At 72.0% G+C, this 17765-nt stretch carries 15 protein-coding genes; 3 read left to right on the forward strand and 12 right to left on the reverse strand.

All coding sequences use genetic code 11. The features are described 5' to 3' along the window. Positions 1-7: 7 nt before the first annotated feature. The 5 genes from ACI2LY_RS00285 to ACI2LY_RS00305 all read right to left on the reverse strand — a co-directional run bounded on the left by ACI2LY_RS00285 (position 8) and on the right by ACI2LY_RS00305 (position 5904). Positions 8-1030 (reverse strand): ABC transporter permease, encoded by a 1023-nt coding sequence (locus tag ACI2LY_RS00285; RefSeq protein WP_404705109.1) that lies wholly within the window; start codon positions 1028-1030, stop codon positions 8-10. After that, positions 1030-1995, reverse strand: coding sequence for an ABC transporter permease (locus tag ACI2LY_RS00290; protein ID WP_401638867.1), 966 nt, complete (start codon positions 1993-1995; stop codon positions 1030-1032). The genes ACI2LY_RS00285 and ACI2LY_RS00290 overlap by 1 nt, the downstream gene beginning before the upstream one ends. Continuing rightward, positions 1988-3553 carry a sugar ABC transporter ATP-binding protein gene (locus ACI2LY_RS00295; protein ID WP_404705110.1) on the reverse strand — a complete coding sequence of 522 codons (1566 nt, stop codon included), beginning with the start codon at positions 3551-3553 and terminating at the stop codon, positions 1988-1990. The genes ACI2LY_RS00290 and ACI2LY_RS00295 overlap by 8 nt, the downstream gene beginning before the upstream one ends. A gap of 69 nt (positions 3554-3622) precedes the next feature. Then, positions 3623-4708: an ABC transporter substrate-binding protein gene (locus ACI2LY_RS00300; protein ID WP_404705111.1), complete on the reverse strand. Its 1086-nt coding sequence runs from the start codon at positions 4706-4708 to the stop codon at positions 3623-3625. 158 nt (positions 4709-4866) lie between these two features. Then, on the reverse strand, positions 4867-5904 hold the full coding sequence (locus ACI2LY_RS00305; RefSeq protein ID WP_404705112.1) for a LacI family DNA-binding transcriptional regulator: 1038 nt from the start codon (positions 5902-5904) through the stop codon (positions 4867-4869). 214 nt (positions 5905-6118) lie between these two features. Between ACI2LY_RS00305 and ACI2LY_RS00310 the strand changes: the two genes are divergently transcribed. Both ACI2LY_RS00310 and ACI2LY_RS00315 read left to right on the forward strand, forming a co-directional pair. Continuing rightward, complete coding sequence (locus ACI2LY_RS00310; RefSeq protein WP_404706439.1) at positions 6119-8713, forward strand: PA14 domain-containing protein; 2595 nt, start codon at positions 6119-6121, stop codon at positions 8711-8713. A 76-nt stretch (positions 8714-8789) separates the two neighbouring features. Continuing rightward, positions 8790-11174 carry a beta-L-arabinofuranosidase domain-containing protein gene (locus ACI2LY_RS00315; RefSeq protein WP_404705113.1) on the forward strand — a complete coding sequence of 795 codons (2385 nt, stop codon included), beginning with the start codon at positions 8790-8792 and terminating at the stop codon, positions 11172-11174. Between the two features lie 24 nt (positions 11175-11198). Here the strand turns inward: ACI2LY_RS00315 and ACI2LY_RS00320 are convergent, their stop codons facing one another. Beyond that, a complete protein-coding gene (locus ACI2LY_RS00320) occupies positions 11199-11507 on the reverse strand; it encodes a hypothetical protein (protein ID WP_404705114.1) in 309 nt (102 codons plus the stop codon). Between the two features lie 307 nt (positions 11508-11814). Between ACI2LY_RS00320 and ACI2LY_RS00325 the strand changes: the two genes are divergently transcribed. Then, on the forward strand, positions 11815-13038 hold the full coding sequence (locus ACI2LY_RS00325) for a cation:proton antiporter (RefSeq protein WP_404705115.1): 1224 nt from the start codon (positions 11815-11817) through the stop codon (positions 13036-13038). A 1-nt stretch (position 13039) separates the two neighbouring features. Here ACI2LY_RS00325 and ACI2LY_RS00330 read toward each other — a convergent pair whose 3' ends face one another. From ACI2LY_RS00330 to ACI2LY_RS00355, 6 genes are all read right to left on the reverse strand, one after another. Further along, on the reverse strand, positions 13040-13699 hold the full coding sequence (locus ACI2LY_RS00330) for a response regulator (RefSeq protein ID WP_404705116.1): 660 nt from the start codon (positions 13697-13699) through the stop codon (positions 13040-13042). Continuing rightward, the gene (locus ACI2LY_RS00335) at positions 13696-14643 is read right to left on the reverse strand and encodes a HAMP domain-containing sensor histidine kinase (protein ID WP_404705117.1); all 948 of its coding nucleotides are present in this window, start codon (positions 14641-14643) and stop codon (positions 13696-13698) included. Before ACI2LY_RS00335 ends, ACI2LY_RS00330 begins: the two co-directional genes overlap by 4 nt. Before the next feature lie 466 nt (positions 14644-15109). Next, positions 15110-16006: a YihY/virulence factor BrkB family protein gene (locus ACI2LY_RS00340; RefSeq protein WP_404705118.1), complete on the reverse strand. Its 897-nt coding sequence runs from the start codon at positions 16004-16006 to the stop codon at positions 15110-15112. Continuing rightward, positions 15996-16568: a hypothetical protein gene (locus ACI2LY_RS00345; RefSeq protein WP_404705119.1), complete on the reverse strand. Its 573-nt coding sequence runs from the start codon at positions 16566-16568 to the stop codon at positions 15996-15998. Before ACI2LY_RS00345 ends, ACI2LY_RS00340 begins: the two co-directional genes overlap by 11 nt. Then, positions 16568-17545 carry a DUF6286 domain-containing Asp23/Gls24 family envelope stress response protein gene (locus ACI2LY_RS00350; RefSeq protein WP_404705120.1) on the reverse strand — a complete coding sequence of 326 codons (978 nt, stop codon included), beginning with the start codon at positions 17543-17545 and terminating at the stop codon, positions 16568-16570. The genes ACI2LY_RS00345 and ACI2LY_RS00350 overlap by 1 nt, the downstream gene beginning before the upstream one ends. Further along, positions 17542-17727: a hypothetical protein gene (locus ACI2LY_RS00355; protein ID WP_361824696.1), complete on the reverse strand. Its 186-nt coding sequence runs from the start codon at positions 17725-17727 to the stop codon at positions 17542-17544. The genes ACI2LY_RS00350 and ACI2LY_RS00355 overlap by 4 nt, the downstream gene beginning before the upstream one ends. Positions 17728-17765: the final 38 nt, after the last annotated feature.

Here is a 17765-nt window from a genome sequence, read left to right on the forward strand (position 1 = left end):
GGGGCGTTCAGCCGACCCGGCGCCGTCTGGCCAGCCAGGTCTGGGCGACGACGACCAGGACGAGGAACGCCCCGCTGACCACCTGCTGGTAGGCGGAGTCGAGGGAGCCGATCTGGTTGATGACGTTCTGGATGACCTTCAGCAGCAGCACGCCGACGAGGGAGCCGCTGACGTAGCCGAGGCCGCCGGTGAGCAGGGTGCCGCCGATGACGACGGCGGCGATGGCGTCCAGCTCCATGCCGTAGCCGAGGATGGTGACACCGGAGGCGAGGTAGGCCGCGTTCAGCGCCCCGGCGAGACCGGCGAGCAGCCCGGACAGGGTGTAGACGCTGATCTTGGTGCGGGCGACCGGGGCGCCCATCAGCGCGGCCGCCTGTTCGTTGCCGCCGACGGCGTACACCCGCTGACCGAACCGGGTGCTGCGCAGCAGCACGGCGCCGCCCAGGAACAGAACCGCCGTGATCCACACGGGAGTTCCGATGCCGAGCAGCTTGCCCTGGCCGAGGGAGGCGAAGACGGAGTCCGGGTCGACCAGGAAGGTCTTGGCGCCCTCGTCGGTGATGGCCAGCATGAGCCCGCGCGCGGCGAGCATCGAGGCGAGGGTGACGATGAACGGCGCGAGCCCGGTACGGGCCACCAGCAGCCCGTTGACGAGGCCGATCGCGGCGCACACCACCAGTGGCAGCAGGAGCGCGACGGCCGTGCCGTACTGGGAGCCCCAGGCGGCGAGGACACCGCCGAGGACGAACACGGAGCCGACGGAGAGGTCGATGCCGCCGCTGACGATGACGAAGGTCATGCCGAGGGCGACGGTGGCGAGGAACGACGAGGAGACCGCAATGTTGCCGAGGTTGTCGCCGGTGGCGAAGGAGTCGAAGGACAGCGAGGCCACCGCGGCGAGGACGACCAGGGCCACGAGGGCGCCGTGCCGCTGGGCGAGCGCGGCCACCCGGTCCCCGCGCCGGGCGGTGTCACCGGGTACGGGTGCGGTCCGTCCGGCGGCGGTGGGGTGTTCCTTGGTGCTGGGCATCACCGCTTCCCCCTCTCCCGTGCCGCGTACACCGCGAGCACGATCACCACGGCCTGGGCGATCTGGGTCCAGGACGAGGGCAGGTCGTGTTTGATCAGGGTGGCCGTCAGGAGCTGGATGAGGACGGCACCGGCCACCGTGCCGCCGATGCGTACGCGTCCGCCGGTGAGCGGGGTGCCGCCGACGACCACGGCGGTGATGGCGGACAGTTCCATCAGGTTGCCCAGGGAGCTGGGGTCGCTGGCCTGGAGCCGGGCCGTGGCGAGGAACCCGGCGACGGCGGCGAGGACGCCCGAGCAGACGTAGACGGTGATCAGGACCCGGTGCACGGGGAGTCCGGCGAGCTGGGCCGCCGGGCGGCTGTCGCCGATGGCGAGGAGCCTGCGCCCGAAGGTGGTCCGGCGCACCACGAAGCCGACGATCAGGGCGAGCGCGGCGGCGATCAGCGCGAGGTAGGGGATGCCCACCACGCTGCCGGAGCCGAGCGTGGCCATCGCGGGGTCGCGTACGTCCTTGAGCTGGGGCAGCAGCACCAGGGCGATGCCCCGGCCGCCGACCATGAGCGCGAGGGTGGCGACTATGGGCTGGACGCCGACGAACGCGATGAGCGAGCCGTTGGCCACGCCGATGACGGCGCCGCCGACCAGCGCGGCCAGCAGGGCGATCCAGGGGCCGTAGCCGAGGTAGAGGGAGGTGACGGAGGTGGCCAGGGCCATCACGGCGCCGACGGAGAGGTCGATGCCCTCGGTGCCGATGGCCAGCGCCATGCCGAGGGCGACGATCAGCACCGGGGAGACCTGGACGGCCTGGGTGCGGAAGTTCTCGCCGGAGACGAAGTGGTCGGTGAAGAACACGTTGAACAGCAGCAGGACGGCCAGGCCCAGGTAGACGCCGTAGTTCTGGAGCCAGCCGACGACCGTGGACCGGTCGGGCAGGGTCCTGTTGTCCAGGGCGAGTTCAGTCATGGTGGGGCGCCTCCTCCTCGGCGGCCTCGGCGATGGCCCGCAGGAGCTGGTCGGCGCCGACCTCGTCCCCGGTCAGCTCGCCGACGACCGAGCCGTCCCGGAGCACCACCACGCGGTCGGAGCCTTCGATGAGTTCCTCCACGTCGGAGGAGATCAGCAGCACGCCGAGGCCGTTCTCGGCGAGTTCGTCGATGAGTTTCTGCACCTCGGCCTTGGCGCCGATGTCGATGCCTCGGGTCGGCTCGTCGAGCAGCAGCACCTTGGGGTGCATGGCCAGCCAGCGGGCCAGCAGCACCTTCTGCTGGTTGCCGCCGGAGAGTTCGCCGACCTTCTGGTGCGGGCCGGCGGCCTTGATCTGGAGCCGTTTCATGAAGGTGTCGACCACGGCGTCGACGCGGGCCTCGGAGACGAGGCCGAAGCGGGACATGCGGGGCAGCGCGGCCAGGGCGATGTTCTCCCGGACGGACAGGCCCGGCACGATCCCCTCGGACTTGCGGTCCTCGGGCAGCAGGCTGATCCCGGCCCGGATCGCGGCCGCGGCCGACCCGGTGCGTACGCGCTGCCCGTCCACGGTGACCTCACCGGCGCCGAGCGGGAGGGCGCCCGCGATGGCCTTGGCGGTCTCGGTCCGCCCGGAGCCGAGCAGTCCGCCGAGGCCGACGACCTCGCCGGGGCGGATGTCCAGCGAGACGTCGTGCAGCTGGTGGCGCCGGGTCAAGTTGCGTGCGCTGAGCACGGGTTGGGACCCGGCGTCGTGGCTGCCCGCGAACTTGGTGACGCCTTCGGCACGGACCTCGCTGGTCTCGCGGCCCAGCATCAGGGAGACCAGCTGGAGGCGGCCGGTCTCGGCGAGCGGGCCGGTGTGCACCAGGCGTCCGTCGCGCAGCACGGTGACCGTGTCGCAGATGGCGTACAGCTCGTCCATGCGGTGGCTGACGTACAGCACGGCGATGCCCTGTTCGCGCAGCCGCCGGATGACCCCGAACAGGGTCTCCACCTCGCGGGGTTCGAGCGAGGAGGTGGGTTCGTCCATGACGACCACGCGGGCGTCGACCGAGACGGCGCGGGCGAGGGCGACCATCTGCTGGGCGCCGACGCCGAGTTCGCGCAAGGGGCGGCGTACGTCGACGTGGACGCCGTACTCGGCCATGGTGTCCCGCGCCTCGCGGTGCATGCGGGCGAAGTCGATCAGGCCGAGGCGGGTGCGGGGCTCGCGGCCGAGGAAGAGGTTGCGGGCCACGCTCATCAGGGGGATGAGGTTGACCTCCTGGTAGATCGTGGAGATCCCGGCGTGCTGCGCGGCGAGCGGGGTGGGGAAGGCCACCGGCGCGCCCTGGTGGCGCAGTTCGCCCTCGTCGGGGCGGTACACCCCGGTGAGGACCTTGATCAGGGTGGACTTGCCCGCGCCGTTCTCGCCGACCAGGGCGTGGGTCTGGCCCGCCCGCAGGGTGAACGTCACGTCGTCCAGGGCCAGTACACCGGGGAAGCGCTTGGTCAGGCCGGTGACGGCGAGGACTTCGTCGGATGGTGCGGTCACGGCTGCTCTCCATGGGGTCATGGGCGACGTGCCTGCTCGGGGCGCCGAGAGCATTGAGGAGGGCTCTCGGCGCCCGGTCGAAGTGGGCGCTCAGTACGCCTTGTTCAGGTCGGCCTTGGCGTTGGCGCCGGTGTACTGGCTGTCCTGGATGACGATGTCCTCGCCGACCGGCTTGCCCTGGGTGAAGGAGTCCAGGGTGGCGAAGGCGAGCGGCCCGAAGCGCGGGTTGGACTCGATGACGGCGCTGATCCAGCCGTCCGCGATGCCCTGCACGGCGTTGCGGGTGCCGTCGATGGTCACGATCTTCACGGCGCCGGGCTTCTTGCCGGCGCCCTTGAGGGCGTTGACGGCGCCGAGGCCCATCTCGTCGTTCTCGGCGTAGATCGCCTTGATGCCGGGCTTGGACTGGATGAGCTGCTCGGTGACCGACTGGCCCTTCTCGCGGGTGAACTCGCCGGTCTGCTTGAAGACGACCTTGAGTCCGGGGGCCTTCTCCTTGACGCGGTCCTCGAAGCCCTTGGTGCGCTCGGTGGTGACGTTGTTGCCGGCCGCGCCGAGCAGGATGGCGATCTCGCCCTTGCCGCCGGTCGCCTCGATCAGCTGGTCGGCCGCGCGGCGCCCCTGGGCGACGAAGTCGGAGCCGATGAAGCTGACGTAGTCCTTGCAGGGGGCCGCGTTGATCTGCCGGTCGATGGTGATGATCGGGATCTTCTTGGCCTGGGCGGACCGGAGCACCGGCTCCCAGCCGTCGGAGTTCAGCGGGGCGATGACGAGGAGCTTGGCGCCCTTGGCGATGAGGTCCTGCACATCGCTGATCTGCTTGGAGAACTGCGACTGGGCGTTGGCGGTGAGCAGCTTGATGCCGCGCTTCTCGGCCTCGGCCTTGATGGAGGCGGTCTCCGCGATGCGGAACGGGTTGGCCTCCTTCTCGGACTGGGAGAAGCCGACGGTGGCGTTCTTCAGGTCGAGCTTGTCGGCGCCGTAGTCGCCGATCGCGCAGGTCTTGCCGCCGCCGCTCTCGGCGACCTGCTTGCCCGCGTCGTCGCCCGCGCTGGAGGTCTGCGTCGGGGCGGAGTTGTCGCTCTCGGACTTGGTGCAGCCGGTGACGAGCGCCAGCCCGGCGACGAGCCCCATGGCGAGGATGTTTCTGGTGGTGGTGCGGGAGTGCGGCTTCATGCGGATTACCCCACTTCGGGACTGCGGAAGGCCGTCCGGCCGTGACCAGATCAGGATGCTTTTTACATCGTTGGAAGTGCCGTGTAAACACCTTGTGCCGGGCGACACCGAACCGATACCAGCGCCAACTGGGGCCTGTGACAGGGGATTTGTGCTGGTCAGAACGAGTGCGGACGTCGTCCGAGGGTGCTCTCCCGCTCCACCAGGGTGAAGCCGGGCTGGAGCAGGCGGGCGGCTCGGGGGGTCTCCTGGTTCTGGTCACCCTTGAGCCGTCCGACGACGGACTCGACGGCGAGCCGGGCGATGGCCTCCTTGTCCGGGGAGACGGTGGTGAGGGTGACGGCGGCGTACCGGGACTCGGTGATGTCGTCGAAGCCGACCACGGCGATGTCCTCGGGCACCTTCAGGCCCCGCTCGGACATCACCCGCATCGCGCCCAGCGCGACCAGGTCGTTGTAGGCGAACACCCCGTCCGGCCGCTCGCCGGAGTCCAGCAGCTCCGCCATGGCACGCGCGCCGTCCTCGTGGCCCCAGCCGGTGGTGGTGGCGACCAGCCGTTCGTCCACCACCACCCCGGAGGCGGCCAGTTCGGCCTGCCAGCCGATGAACCGCAGGTGGGCGGGCTGGTGGGAGCGGTCACGGCGGGCGCCGAGGAAGGCGATGCGGCGGCGGCCGAGGGCGAGCAGATGGCGTACGGCCGCGCGGGCAGCGGCGATGTTGTCGATGACGATGTGGTCGTAGGGCAGGTCGTAGCGGCGCTCGCCGAGCAGGACGAGCGGGGCGTCGTCGCGGCGGGCGGCCAGGTCCTCGGTCTCCAGCTCCAGCGGGCTGAGGATCAGGCCGTCCATGACCCGGGCGCGGAAGCCCTGGCAGACCAGGATCTCCTGTTCGCGGCGGCCCTGGGTGTGGTCGAGCAGGACGGTGTACTCGTGCTGGGCGGCGGCGTCGATGACGGCACCGGCGAGTTCCGCGAAGTAGGAGTTGCCGAGTTCGGGCACGGCCAGGCCGATGATTCCGGTGCGGCCTTTGCGCAGGTGGCGGGCGGTCAGATTCGGCCGGTAGCCCAGCTCGTCGATGGCCGACTGGACGCGGGCCCGCATGGCGGGGGTGACGTGCGGATAGTCGTTGACCACGTTCGAGACGGTCTTCACGGAGACCCCCGCACGTTCGGCCACGTCCTTCAGACTCACGTGCATCCTCAGTCCTCCCACGCCTCGTGTCAGACACCTGGACAGAGCGCAGGAGGCGTGTTCTCATGCCAACTGCCCTTGTTTCCAACGTTATACAAGATGTGCTGGAGCACGGGCAGAGCACGCACCCGCAACTCCGTTTCCCCCGGAGGTACTCGTGCCACCATCCTCTCGCCGCAGGTCCCGCCCGCACCGCTGGCTGGCCTCCGCGTTCACCGCTCTGACGCTCGTGGTCTCGGGCGCCACCGCCTCCCAGGCGTCTCCGGCGGCCCCGTCGGCCCCGGATTCCCCGAAGGCCGACGGCCCGGCCGAGGCCCACGGTCTCAAGGGTGAGTACTACACCCAGTCGGCGTCCGGAGCCTTCGACTTCGCCACGCTGAAGGCGACCGCCTTCGACCCCTCGCTGGACTTCCAGGACCTCGAACCGCGTCTGAAGGCCCGCACCGGCCAGCAGGACGACGTGAGCGTGCGCTGGACCGGCCGCCTCACCCCGGAGAAGTCCGGCGCGCACACCTTCTCGATCACCGGCGACAACGGCTTCCGGCTGTGGGTCGACGGCAAGGAGGTCATCGACCACTGGGTGGACGACTGGGACCGTGAGCAGAACTCGGCGCCGGTCACCCTGGAGGCCGGTCACGCCTACGACATCAAGGTGGAGTACTTCGAGCACTACGGCGGTTCCAACCTGCATGTGCGCTGGACACCGCCCGGCGGTGCCAAGGGGGCGATCCCGCAGTCGGCGTTCAGCCTGCCCGACGGGTTCACCTACAACGGCCCGCAGGACTCGGCGATCCAGCCGGACGGCAAGACCCTGGTGCTGGACTTCGCCCAGCAACTCCAGGCTCCCCCGGCCGGGTTCGACGAGCACCTCGACATCGATGTCGGCGGCTCCGCCTGGCCGCGCGGCACCGCCAAGCTCGACCCGTCCGACCCGAGCAAGCTGATCGTCCCGCTGAAGGAGCCGGTGGTCGGCGGCCACGGCGGCTACGCGGACCTACGCTACGACGGCAAGGGCGGCCTGACCGGCACCGACGGCGTGGCGGTCTCCGACTTCTGGAGCACCGGCGGCAACCACTCCACGTACCAGCTGCGCACCCCCTGGGCCGACAAGGTGAGCCCCACCAACGCCCACCCGGAGTATCCGCGGCCGCAGTTGACCCGTGACAAGTGGAAGAACCTCAACGGCACCTGGGAGTTCGCGGGCGCCGAGGCGGGCGAGCAGCCGCCCACCGGCAAGAAGAAGCTGGGCGAGAAGATCCTGGTGCCCTACCCCGTCGAGTCCCAGCTCTCCGGGATCGAACGGCACGAGGACCGCATGTGGTACAAGCGGACCTTCACCGTGCCCGCGGACTGGCAGGTGCACGGCACGCGCCGTCTCCAGCTCAACTTCGACGCGGTGGACTGGCAGGCCGTGGTGTACGTCAACGGCAAGAAGGTCGGTGAGCACAAGGGCGGTTACGACCGGTTCAGCCTGGACGTCACGGACGCGCTCCGCAAGAACGGCGGCCTCCAGGAGCTGATCGTCGGCGTCTACGACCCGACCGACTCGGCGAACGGCGAGAACCCGCCGATCGGCAAGCAGCGCCTCGACCCTAGCGGCATCTGGTACACGCCCAGCTCCGGCATCTGGCAGACGGTGTGGATGGAGCCGGTCGGCCGGGACCGCGCCGAGGACGTGAAGACCACCCCCGACCTGGCGAACCGCTCGGTGTCGGTGAGCGTGCGCGGTGTGCGGGACGGCGTGCCGGTCACGGCCGTCGCCTACGACGGCAACCGCGAGGTCGGCCGGGCGAGCGGCACCGGCGGCAAGGCGTTCTCGGTGCCGGTCCCCCGCCCGCACCTGTGGACCCCGGACGACCCGCACCTGTACCAGCTCAAGGTGACGGTCGGCCGTGGCTCCGACACCGACCGGGTGGGCAGCTACTTCGGTATGCGCTCGGTCGAGGTCAAGACGGTGAACGGCAAGCAGCGCGTCCTGCTCAACGGCAAGCCGGAGTTCCTGATGGCCACCCTCGACCAGGGTTTCTGGCCCGACGGCCTGCACACCGCGCCGACCGACGACGCGCTCGCCTACGACCTGAAGGTGCACAAGCAGCTCGGCTACAACTCGGTGCGCAAGCACATCAAGGTGGAACCGGACCGCTGGTACTACTGGGCGGACAAGCTGGGCCTCATGGTGTGGCAGGACATGCCCGCGATGAACACGGTCAACCCGTCGGCGGCGGCCCGTACCGAGTACGAGCACGAGCTGAAGGAGATGATCCTCCAGCACGACAGCCACCCCTCGGTGGTCATGTGGGTCACCTTCAACGAGGGCTGGGGCCAGTACGACCAGGCGCGGATCGCGGACTACGCCAAGTCCCTGGACCCGACCCGGCTGGTCAACAACATGAGCGGCCTGAACTGCTGCGGCGCGGTGGACGGCGGCAACGGCGACATCGCCGACGCCCACGGCTACCCGAGCCCGCAGGTCCCGGCGGCCGACGGCAAACGGGCCCTGGTCAGCGGCGAGTACGGCGGTCTCGGTCTGGGTGTCCCCGGACACGCCTTCCCGGTCCAGATGACCTATGTCGGCGTGACACCGGAGACGTACACCGACGTCTACCTCGACCGGCTGAAGGAGGTCGAGCAGCTCGCGGCCTGCAAGGGGAGCAACGGCGCCGTGTACACCCAGATCACGGACGTCGAGGGCGAGTTGAACGGTCTGCTCACCTATGACCGCAAGGTCCTCAAGGCCGACACCGATCGGCTGCACGCCGCTCACCAGGCGCTGATCAAGGGCGCCGAGAACGGCACGCTCACCTGCACCTCCTGACGTACCGCGCGGCCCGCTCCCCTGTCGGGGGCGGGCCGCGTGTCCCCATGGCGGACTCACCCCCAGGAGCTCCCGCATGTCCCTCCATCGACGTCACTTCCTGGCCGGCAGCGCGCTGGCGCTGGGTTCGGCCGCACTCTCCGGCCCCCTGGCGTACGCCGCCCCGGCCGCCCGCTCGCTCGCCCCGGCCGCCTTCACCCGGCTCGCGCCGGGCAGCATCACCGCCCGCGGCTGGTTGGCCGGCCAACTCAAGCTTCAGCTCGACGGATTGTGCGGCCGCTACGACCGGCGCTCGCACTTCCTGGACTTCGACAACTCCGGCTGGGTGCACCCCGAGAAGCCCGGCTGGGAGGAACTGCCGTACTGGCTACGGGGTTTCGTCCCGCTCGCCATCGCCACCGGGGACGCCGACGCGCTGGCCAGAGCCCGCCGCTGGATCGACGCGGTGCTGGCCACCCAGCAGTCCGACGGGTTCTTCGGCCCGCGCTCACTGCGCACCTCGCTGGACGGCGGCCCCGACTTCTGGCCGTTCCTGCCGCTGCTGATGGCACTGCGGACCTGGCAGGAGTACGCGGGCGACCAGCGGATCATCCCCTTCCTGACCCGCTTCCTGACCTTCATGAACGCCCAGGGCAAGGGCGCCTTCGACCACAGCTGGATCGCCACCCGCTGGGGCGACGGTCTCGACATCGCGCTGTGGCTGCACGACCGTACCGGCGACGCCTTCCTGCTGGACCTCGCCGACAAGATGCACACCTGGGGCGCCGACTGGACCGGCCCGCTGCCCTCACCGCACAACGTCAACATCGCGCAGGGATTCCGCGAACCGGCCCAGTACGCGCGGCGCTCCGGCTCGGCCTCGGACACGAGTGCCACGTACCGCACGTACGACCAAGTGCTGGGCGTGTACGGCCAGTTCCCCGGTGGTGGGTTCGCCGGGGACGAGAATCTGCGGGCCGGTTTCGGTGATCCCCGGCAGGGGTTCGAGACGTGCGGGATCGTCGAGTTCATGGCCAGCCACGAGCTGCTGACCCGGGTCACCGGGGACCCGGTGTGGGCGGACCGCTGCGAGGAGCTGGCGTTCAACATGCTGCCCGCCGCCCTCGATCCGCAGGGCAAGGCGGTGCACTACATCACCAGCGCCAACAGCGTCGACCTGGACAACGCGGCGAAGACGCAAGGGCAGTTCCAGAACGACTTCGCCATGCAGTCGTTCCAGCCCGGCGTCGACAACTACCGCTGCTGCCCGCACAACTACGGCATGGGCTGGCCCTGTTTCACCGAGGAGCTGTGGCTCGCCACCCCGGACCAGGGTCTGGCGGCCGCTCTCTACGCGCCGAGCCAGGTGACGGCCACCGTGGCCGGGGGCACTCGGGTCACCGTCACCGAGGAGACCGACTACCCCTTCGGCGAGACGGTCCGGCTCACCCTGTCCACCCCCCGCGCGGTCCGCTTCCCGCTGCGGCTGCGCGTGCCGGGCTGGTGCGCGGACCCGGTGCTCACGGTGAACGGCCAGACGGTGGCCGCGCGCCCGGGCCCCACCTTCGTCACCGTGGACCGCACCTGGGCGACCGGCGACGTCATCGCCCTGAAGCTCCCCCAGCGCACGACGGTACGGACCTGGACGGGCGGCAAGAACGCGGTCAGCGTGGCGCACGGACCGCTGACGTACGCGCTGAAGATCAGTGAGCGCTATGTCCGGTACGCGGGCGACGACACCTTCCCCGAATACGAGGTGCACGCCACCACCCCGTGGAACTACGGGCTGGTGCCGGGCGCGGTGCCCGAGTTCGTCCGGTCGGCGGGATCGGTCCCGGCCAATCCGTTCACCCTGGAGGGCACGCCCGTACGGATGACGGCGCGGGCCCGCCGTATCGCCGAGTGGGTCGCGGACGACGAGCACGTGGTCGCGCCGCTGCAGCCGAGTCCGGCCCGGTCCGCCGCCCCCGTGGAGACGGTCACGCTGGTCCCGATGGGGGCGGCGCGGCTGCGGATCAGCAGCTTCCCGACCGCCGCGCCGGACGGCCGCGCGTGGACCCCCGAGCCGCCCTTCCGGCGGATACGGAACAAGAACAGCGACAAGGTGCTCGCCGTGGACAACATGTCCACGGCCAACAGCGCCCGGGTGGTGCAGTTCGACGACACGCCCACCAGCGACCACGCCTGGCAGTGGCTCGACCGCGGGGACGGCTGGTACCTGGTCCGCAACGGTCACAGCGGCAAGGTGCTGGGCGTGGACGGCATGTCGACGGCCGACAGCGCGCTGGTCGTCCAGTACGAGGACAACGGCACGGACGACCATCTGTGGCGGCGCCTGGACAGCGGTGACGGCTGGTTCCGGCTCCAGAACAAGCACAGCGGCAAGGTGCTCGGCGTGGACCGGATGTCCACGGCGAACAGCGCGCAGGTCGTGCAGTTCGCGGACAACGGCACCGACGACCATCTGTGGCGGATCGGCTAGCTCGCGTCGCGGGAGTCGTCCCGGTCAGCTGGGCCGGGACGACTCCAGCAGGTCGCACTCGATGAAGGAGGGCGGGCTGGTGCACAGGGCCGCCATGCGCTCGGCGAAGGCGCGGGCCTCGGGGTCGTGGCGGCTGCGGCCTGCGGCCTCCAGGGAGGCGAACTCCAGCACCTCGTAGTAGCGGTCGTCCTGGTTCTTGTCCTTGAGGACGGCCTGGTAGGTGGGGCCGTGTTGCATGCCCCCGAAACGCCGGTCGATGTCCATCGCCAGGGTGCGCATCTCGTCGATGCGGTCGGTCTCGAAGGCGATGATCTGCACGAACTTCTCGGCCACGGTTCCTCCAGCCGGCCAGGGCGCCGCCACCGGGGCGGCGACGGCTCAGCACCCAACGAAACACGGCGGGCGGCGGTCGGCAATTCGTCGCGGGACGTTCGCCGTACGGCTCGCGCGGCCGCGTATGGGTGTCGGACCCGTCCCGGTATGGGGGTCAGCACCGATGGTGGCGCGGTGCGCGGGCGTGCGACGGTGTCATGGCCCCCGCGACCCGAACCGAGACCGTCGACGGCACGGGGCCTCGATGCCCCGAACGCTTCCGGGGACCAGGCCCTTCGCGCGTCCGCAAGGAAGGCGAAGGTGGCCCGTGGGACATGCCGACACCCTGCTCGCCATGGGCGGCGCCTTCCTGGCCGCCGCCTTCCTCGCCCGGCTGGGCGCCCGCTTCGGGGTGCCGACGATCCCGCTGTTCATGCTGGCCGGTCTGCTGCTCGGCCCACACACCCCCGGTCTGGTCCTGGTGTCGGACCCGCACGACTTCGAGATGCTGTCCGCGCTCGGGCTGGTGCTGCTGCTGTTCTATCTGGGCCTGGAGTTCAAGCTGGACGACCTCCGGCGCGGCGGCAGACGCCTGCTGACGGCGGGCGGCATCTATCTGCTGCTCAACGTCGGCGCGGGCCTGGGTTTCGGGTTCGCCCTGGACTGGGGTGCGCGGGAGGCGCTGGTGCTGGCCGGTGTCCTCGGCATCTCCTCCTCCGCGATCGTCACCAAGATCCTCATCGACCTGGGCCGGATCAGCCGCCCGGAGACCCGGCTGATCCTCGGGGTGATCGTGGTGGAGGACCTGTTCCTCGCGCTGTACCTCGCCGCGCTCCAGCCGGTGATCGGGGGTGCGGAGGGGGTCGGGGAGACGGTGTTGCAGGCGGCGAAGGCGTTCGGGTTCCTGCTGGTGCTGGCCGCCGCCGCCCGGTACGGCACCCGGCTGGTGGGGCGGCTGATCCAGGTCCGCGACAACGAGCTGCTGGTGATCAGCTTCCTGGGCGCGGCCGTGCTGGTGGCCGGGGTGTCGGAGCTGCTGGGGGTGGCGGACGCGATCGGCGCGTTCATGGTGGGCCTGATCCTGGCGGGTACGTCGTCCGGGCCGCGTATCCGCAAGCTGGTGCATCCGCTGCGGGACGCGTTCGCGGCGATCTTCTTCTTCGCGTTCGGGCTGGCGCTGGACCCGGCCCGGCTGGCCTCGGTGGCGGGTCCAGTGGCCGCGGCGGCGGCGCTGACCATCGTGATGAACGTGATCGCCGGTCTGCTGGTCGCCCGCACCTACGGGTACGGGCCGGAGCCCGCTGCCGACATCGCCACCACGCTGGTGGCGCGCGGGGAGTTCGCGCTGATCCTGGGCGCGATGGCGGTGAGCGCCGGGCTGGACGGGCGGCTGTCCTCGTTCATCGCGGGGTATGTGCTGGTGCTGGCGATCCTCGGGCCGATCATCGCCAAGCGGGCGGATCTGCTGGCGCGTGCGATGCGGGCGGTGCGTCCGGCTCCACCGTCCCCGGCGCCGTCCGAGGAGGAGACCCCGGTTCCCGCCGAAAGGTAGCTCAGGGTTCGATCAGGCCCACCCGGATGGCGTACCGGGTGAGTTCCAGGCGGTCCTTGAGGCCGAGTTTCTGCAGCAGGTTGGCGCGGTGGCGTTCGACCGTCTTGGGGCTGATGACCAGGAGGTCGGCGATCTGCTGCGTGGTGTGGCCCTCGGCGACCAGTTTGAGGATCTCCTCCTCGCGGCCGGTGATGACCCGGGAGGGCAGCGCGCGGCCGTCGCGGACGCGGTCGAGGTAGTCGCGGATGAGGGCGTTGACGGCGCCGGGGTAGAGGAAGGGCTCGCCGCGCAGGGTGGCGCGGCAGGCTTCGACGAGGTCGCGGTCGGCCACGGACTTGAGGACGTAGCCGGAGGCTCCGGCGGCGAGGGCCTCGAAGAAGAACTGCTCGTTGTCGTACATCGTCAGGATGAGGACGCGGGTCTCCGGCTGGGTGCGGGACAGTTCGCGGGCGGCCTGGAGGCCGGTGAGGCGGGGCATGGCGATGTCGAGGACGGCCAGGTCGGGGCGGTGGTCGCGGGCTAGGGCCAGTGCCTCGGCGCCGTCGTCGGCCTCGGCGACCACGGTGAGGTCGGGTTCGCCCTCGAGGATGAGCCGGACGCCGCGCCGGACGAGGGCGTGGTCGTCGGCGAGGAGGATGCGGGCGGGGGCCGGGTCGGTCATGGTCGGCGGCTCCGGACGGGGACGGTGAGGCGGATCTCGGTGCCGCCCTCGGGACGGGGGCGCACGGTGAGGTGGGCGCCGATGAGCAGGGCGCGTTCGCGCATGCCCCGCAGGCCCGAGCCCTCGGGGTCGCCGTCGATGCCCCGGCCGTCGTCGGCGACCCGGAGTTCGACACCGGCCGGGGTGTGGGTCAGGGCGAGTTCGGCGTGCCGGGCGTGGGCGTGGCGGGCGATGTTGGTGAGTCCTTCCTGCGCGACGCGGTAGAGGACGAGTTCCGTCTCGTGGCCGAGCGGGGGCAGGTCGTTGCCCAGCCGGTGGCGGACGGTGAGGCCGGGGCCGGAGAACTCGCTGGTGAGGGCCTTGAGGGCGCTGAGCAGGCCGAGTTCGTCGAGGACGCCGGGGCGCAGGCGGCGGGCGATGCGGCGCACCTCGTCGAGTCCGGTGCGGGTGGTCTCCTGCACCTGGTGGAGTTCGTCGCGCAGCCGGGGCGGGGCCTGGCCCGCGACGCGGCCCAGTTCGAGGAGGACGGCGGTGAGGGTCTGGCCGACCTCGTCGTGGAGTTCCTGGGCGACGCGGTGGCGTTCGGCCTCCTGGGCGGAGAGGGCGCGGGCGCTGCTGGTGGCCCGTTCCTGCTCCAGCCGGTCGAGCATGGCGTTGAAGACGGTGATCAGCTCGGCGATCTCGCCGTGTCCGCCGACCGGCGGGCGTACGCCGGGCCGCAGCAGGTCGGCGGTGGTCATGGCGCGGCTGAGCCGGTGCAGCGGGGCGAGGTTGACGCGGAGCAGTACGGCGTTGGCGACGAGCATCGCGGCGAGGCCCGCGGTGAGGATGGCGGCCTCGGTGAGCAGGACCGGGGTGGAGACGGTGACGGGGCCGAGCAGCAGGGCGGCGGCCGCGACCAGGACGACGGCGTTGAGCAGGAAGATCCGCCAGAACAGGGGCACCGCGCCTCACCTCCTGGCGCCGGGTCGCGCTCGGGCCCGTCAGCTACAGCCTGTGCGGGGAGCGGGCGGCGCGCCATCCGTGGGGGCACCCATCCGGGTCTCCCCTAGGGGCTGAGGGCCGCGGAAATGGGGGTCGTACCGGATGGTGGGGCGGGCGGTGGAGCCGGGATGCTGGAAGCGATCCGGAGGGAGGCGCCCGATGTACGCATACGACGAGGAGACCCTGGCCGGGGTGCGAGGGCGCTTCGCCCGGAGCGGCCCATACGACGGACCGCGCACGGAACCCGCACCCCCGCCGCGCGCCCGGTCCCGCCCCTTCCGTGTGCGGTGCTGGTGGCTGCTGGCGCTCGGCGGGGTGCTGCTGGCGGCGGGGATCGTGCTGCCGCACGGGCTGCTGATCGCGACGGGGCTGGTGCTCAGCGGGATCGCGGCCCAGCTGCTGGACCCGGCCCGCGGCCGCCCCCGCTCAGTCGGCCGACGCGGACGGTCCGGCAGGCGCGCGGCTCAGCTCGGCCGTGAACTGCGCCCCGGTGAGCAGGGCGAGGTTGGTCAGCCAGAGCCAGATCAGGAACACGACCGAGCCCGCGAGCGACCCGTAGAGCCTGCTGTAGCCGCCGAGTACGGAGGTATAGAGCGCGAAGCCGCCCGACACCGTGATCCACAGCGCGGCGGCCAGCACTCCGCCGGGCAGGCTGTGGCTGCGTCGGCGGGCCTGTACGGGGCCGGTGCGGAAGACGATCACGATCAGGACGACGGCGAGGCCGAGCAGCAGCGGCCAGCGCAGCAAACGCCACACCCAGGCCACCGTGGCGTCGAGGCCGAAGAAGCGTCCGGCGGCCTCGGCGACGGGCCCGGTGAGCAGCAGCACCAGGGCGCTGACGACGAGCAGGCCGAGCAGGGCCAGCGCGGTCAGCACGATGCGGTGGGCCTTGCGCAGGGGCGAGCGGTGGTCCTCGACGCGGTGCATGCGGTGCAGGGAGCGGCGGAAGACGGCCAGATAGCTGGAGGCGGACCAGATGGCGCTGCCCGACCCGGCGACCAGCAGCGGCCAGATGGCGGCGTCGGGGCGCAGCATGCGGCCCAGGACGTCGTGGAGTTCGCCGCCGGACTCGGCGGGGGCGTAGGCGGTGACCTGGGTGATGAACCGTTCCGCCGTGCCGGGGCTGATCAGCGCGAAGGCGATGACGGTGACCAGGAGGGCGGGCAGCACGGTCAGGATGGCGTAGTAGGTGAGGGCGGCGGCGTCGTCGGAGACGTCGTCGCGCCACATGGAGAGCGGTGTGCGGCGCAGCGCCGCGCCCCAGTCGCCGGGACGGGGCGGGGGCGGCCGGGTGGCGGCGGGGGCGTGTGGTTCAGCGGACATGCGGTACCTGGTGGGGGCGGGCGCTGAGGCGCACCCGGCCGTCGACGGGACAGGGGGCGGCGGCCGTCTCGGCCCGGCCGAGGAGCCGGGTGACGCCGGGCAGCACGGCGTCGGGGGTGGTGTCGGGCTGGATCCAGAGGTGCAGCCGTACGGTGATCCGGCCGCGTCGGGCGAGGACGCGGGCGCGGCAGCGGGCGACGCCGTCGAGGGCGGCCGCGTCGCGGGCGACGGCCTCCTCCAGTGCGCGGGCGCGCACGGTGGAGCCGGGTGCGGGCAGGGTGATCAGCGGGCGTCCGCCGCCGTGGAACTGGCGGGCGCACCACAGGGCGCCGAGCGTGGTGGCGGCGACGGACGCGGCCATGACGGTGGGCGTCCACCAGCCCTGGGTGCGGGCGTCGAGGAGGCGGGCGGGGCTCAGGAAGGTGACGTCGTCGGAGGGTCCGGGCCACCAGGCGGGCATGCGGGTGCCGAGGGCCGGGTCGGCGGACGCCAGCCAGGCCCCGGCGGCGAGCAGGGCCAGTCCGGTGACGGCGAGGACGCAGCGGTTGAGGGCGGTGCGCATCAGTTGCCTCCCGCGGGCGCCACGACACCCAGCGGCGCCGGTGCCGGTTCGGCCGGGGGCGGGGTCCACACCGGCAGGGGGCGTACGGCGACCCGCAGTCGCAGGGGGCGGCGCAGGCCGCACTCGGCGAGGGCGCGGCGCGCGGCGTCGGTGATCTGCTCGCGGGCGGCGCCGCGGTCCCCGAAGGCGAGCGCGGCGCGCACGGTGGCGCGGCGGCGCCGGACCCGTACGGCGACCGTGTCGACGCCCTCGGTCCCGGCGGCCGTGTCCCGGAGCAGGGCGGCGACGGCCGCGCGGTCCACGGCGACCCGGGTGACCGGTGCCGGGGAGTGGGCGGTGAGCAGGCCGCGTCGGCCGGGGGTGACGGCGAGGACGATGAGCCAGACGCCGAGCAGGACGCAGCCGACGGCGGCCGCGGTGACCGGGGGTTCGCCGGGTCCGTGCACGTACAGCCAGTGCAGGGCGCCGGTGCGCCAGGCGGCGGCCGGGCGGTGCCCGGTGTGCACGAGGATCAGGTCGGTGGCGAGGGCGCCGCAGGTCAGCGTGGCAAGCAGGGTGAGCACGCCGAGGGGCAGCCTGCGCTGCGCCCACCAGCGGCGCGGGACCCGGCCGCCGGGGGCCGACTCCCGCGCGGGCGGCTCCTGTTCGGTCATCCGGTCCGGGGTGAGCGCGGTGACACCGACGCGGGCCGTGCGCACGTCCAGGCCGGTCAGTTCGGCGGTGCGGGCGGTCACATGGTCCTGGACGCGGCGGACCGTGGGCGTGAGCGGCTCGGGGTAGGGCAGGGCGACGTCGACCGCGACCTCGGCCCGGCCACCGCGCACGGCGGCCGAGGAGCCGGTCGCCCGCGCGGCGCGGCCGGGCAGCGCCTCGGTGACGGCGCGGCCCGCGATCCGGCGGACGGCGCGGTCGGAGACCGTGGTGGTGCCGCGCCGCTCGGGGGCGGTCGTCGGCGGCCCCGGCTCGGGGGCGGTCATCGGCGGCCCCGATCGAAGGCGTGCCGCAGGTCCTCGGCGCGCCCGCCGCGGTCGAACCAGTACCCGACCGCGTAGCCCACCGCGCCGAGCGCGGCCACGAGCAGGAACGCGCCGAAGCCGCCGAACCAGCCCGCGAACGCCAGCGCGATACCGGCGATCAGCCCTACCAGCGCTCTGTCCATCTCTCCGTCCCCTTCTTCGATCCCTGCTTCGCCACGCC

The organism is Streptomyces sp. NPDC002176 (genome assembly GCF_044903645.1).
Classification (GTDB): Bacteria; Actinomycetota; Actinomycetes; order Streptomycetales; family Streptomycetaceae; genus Streptomyces.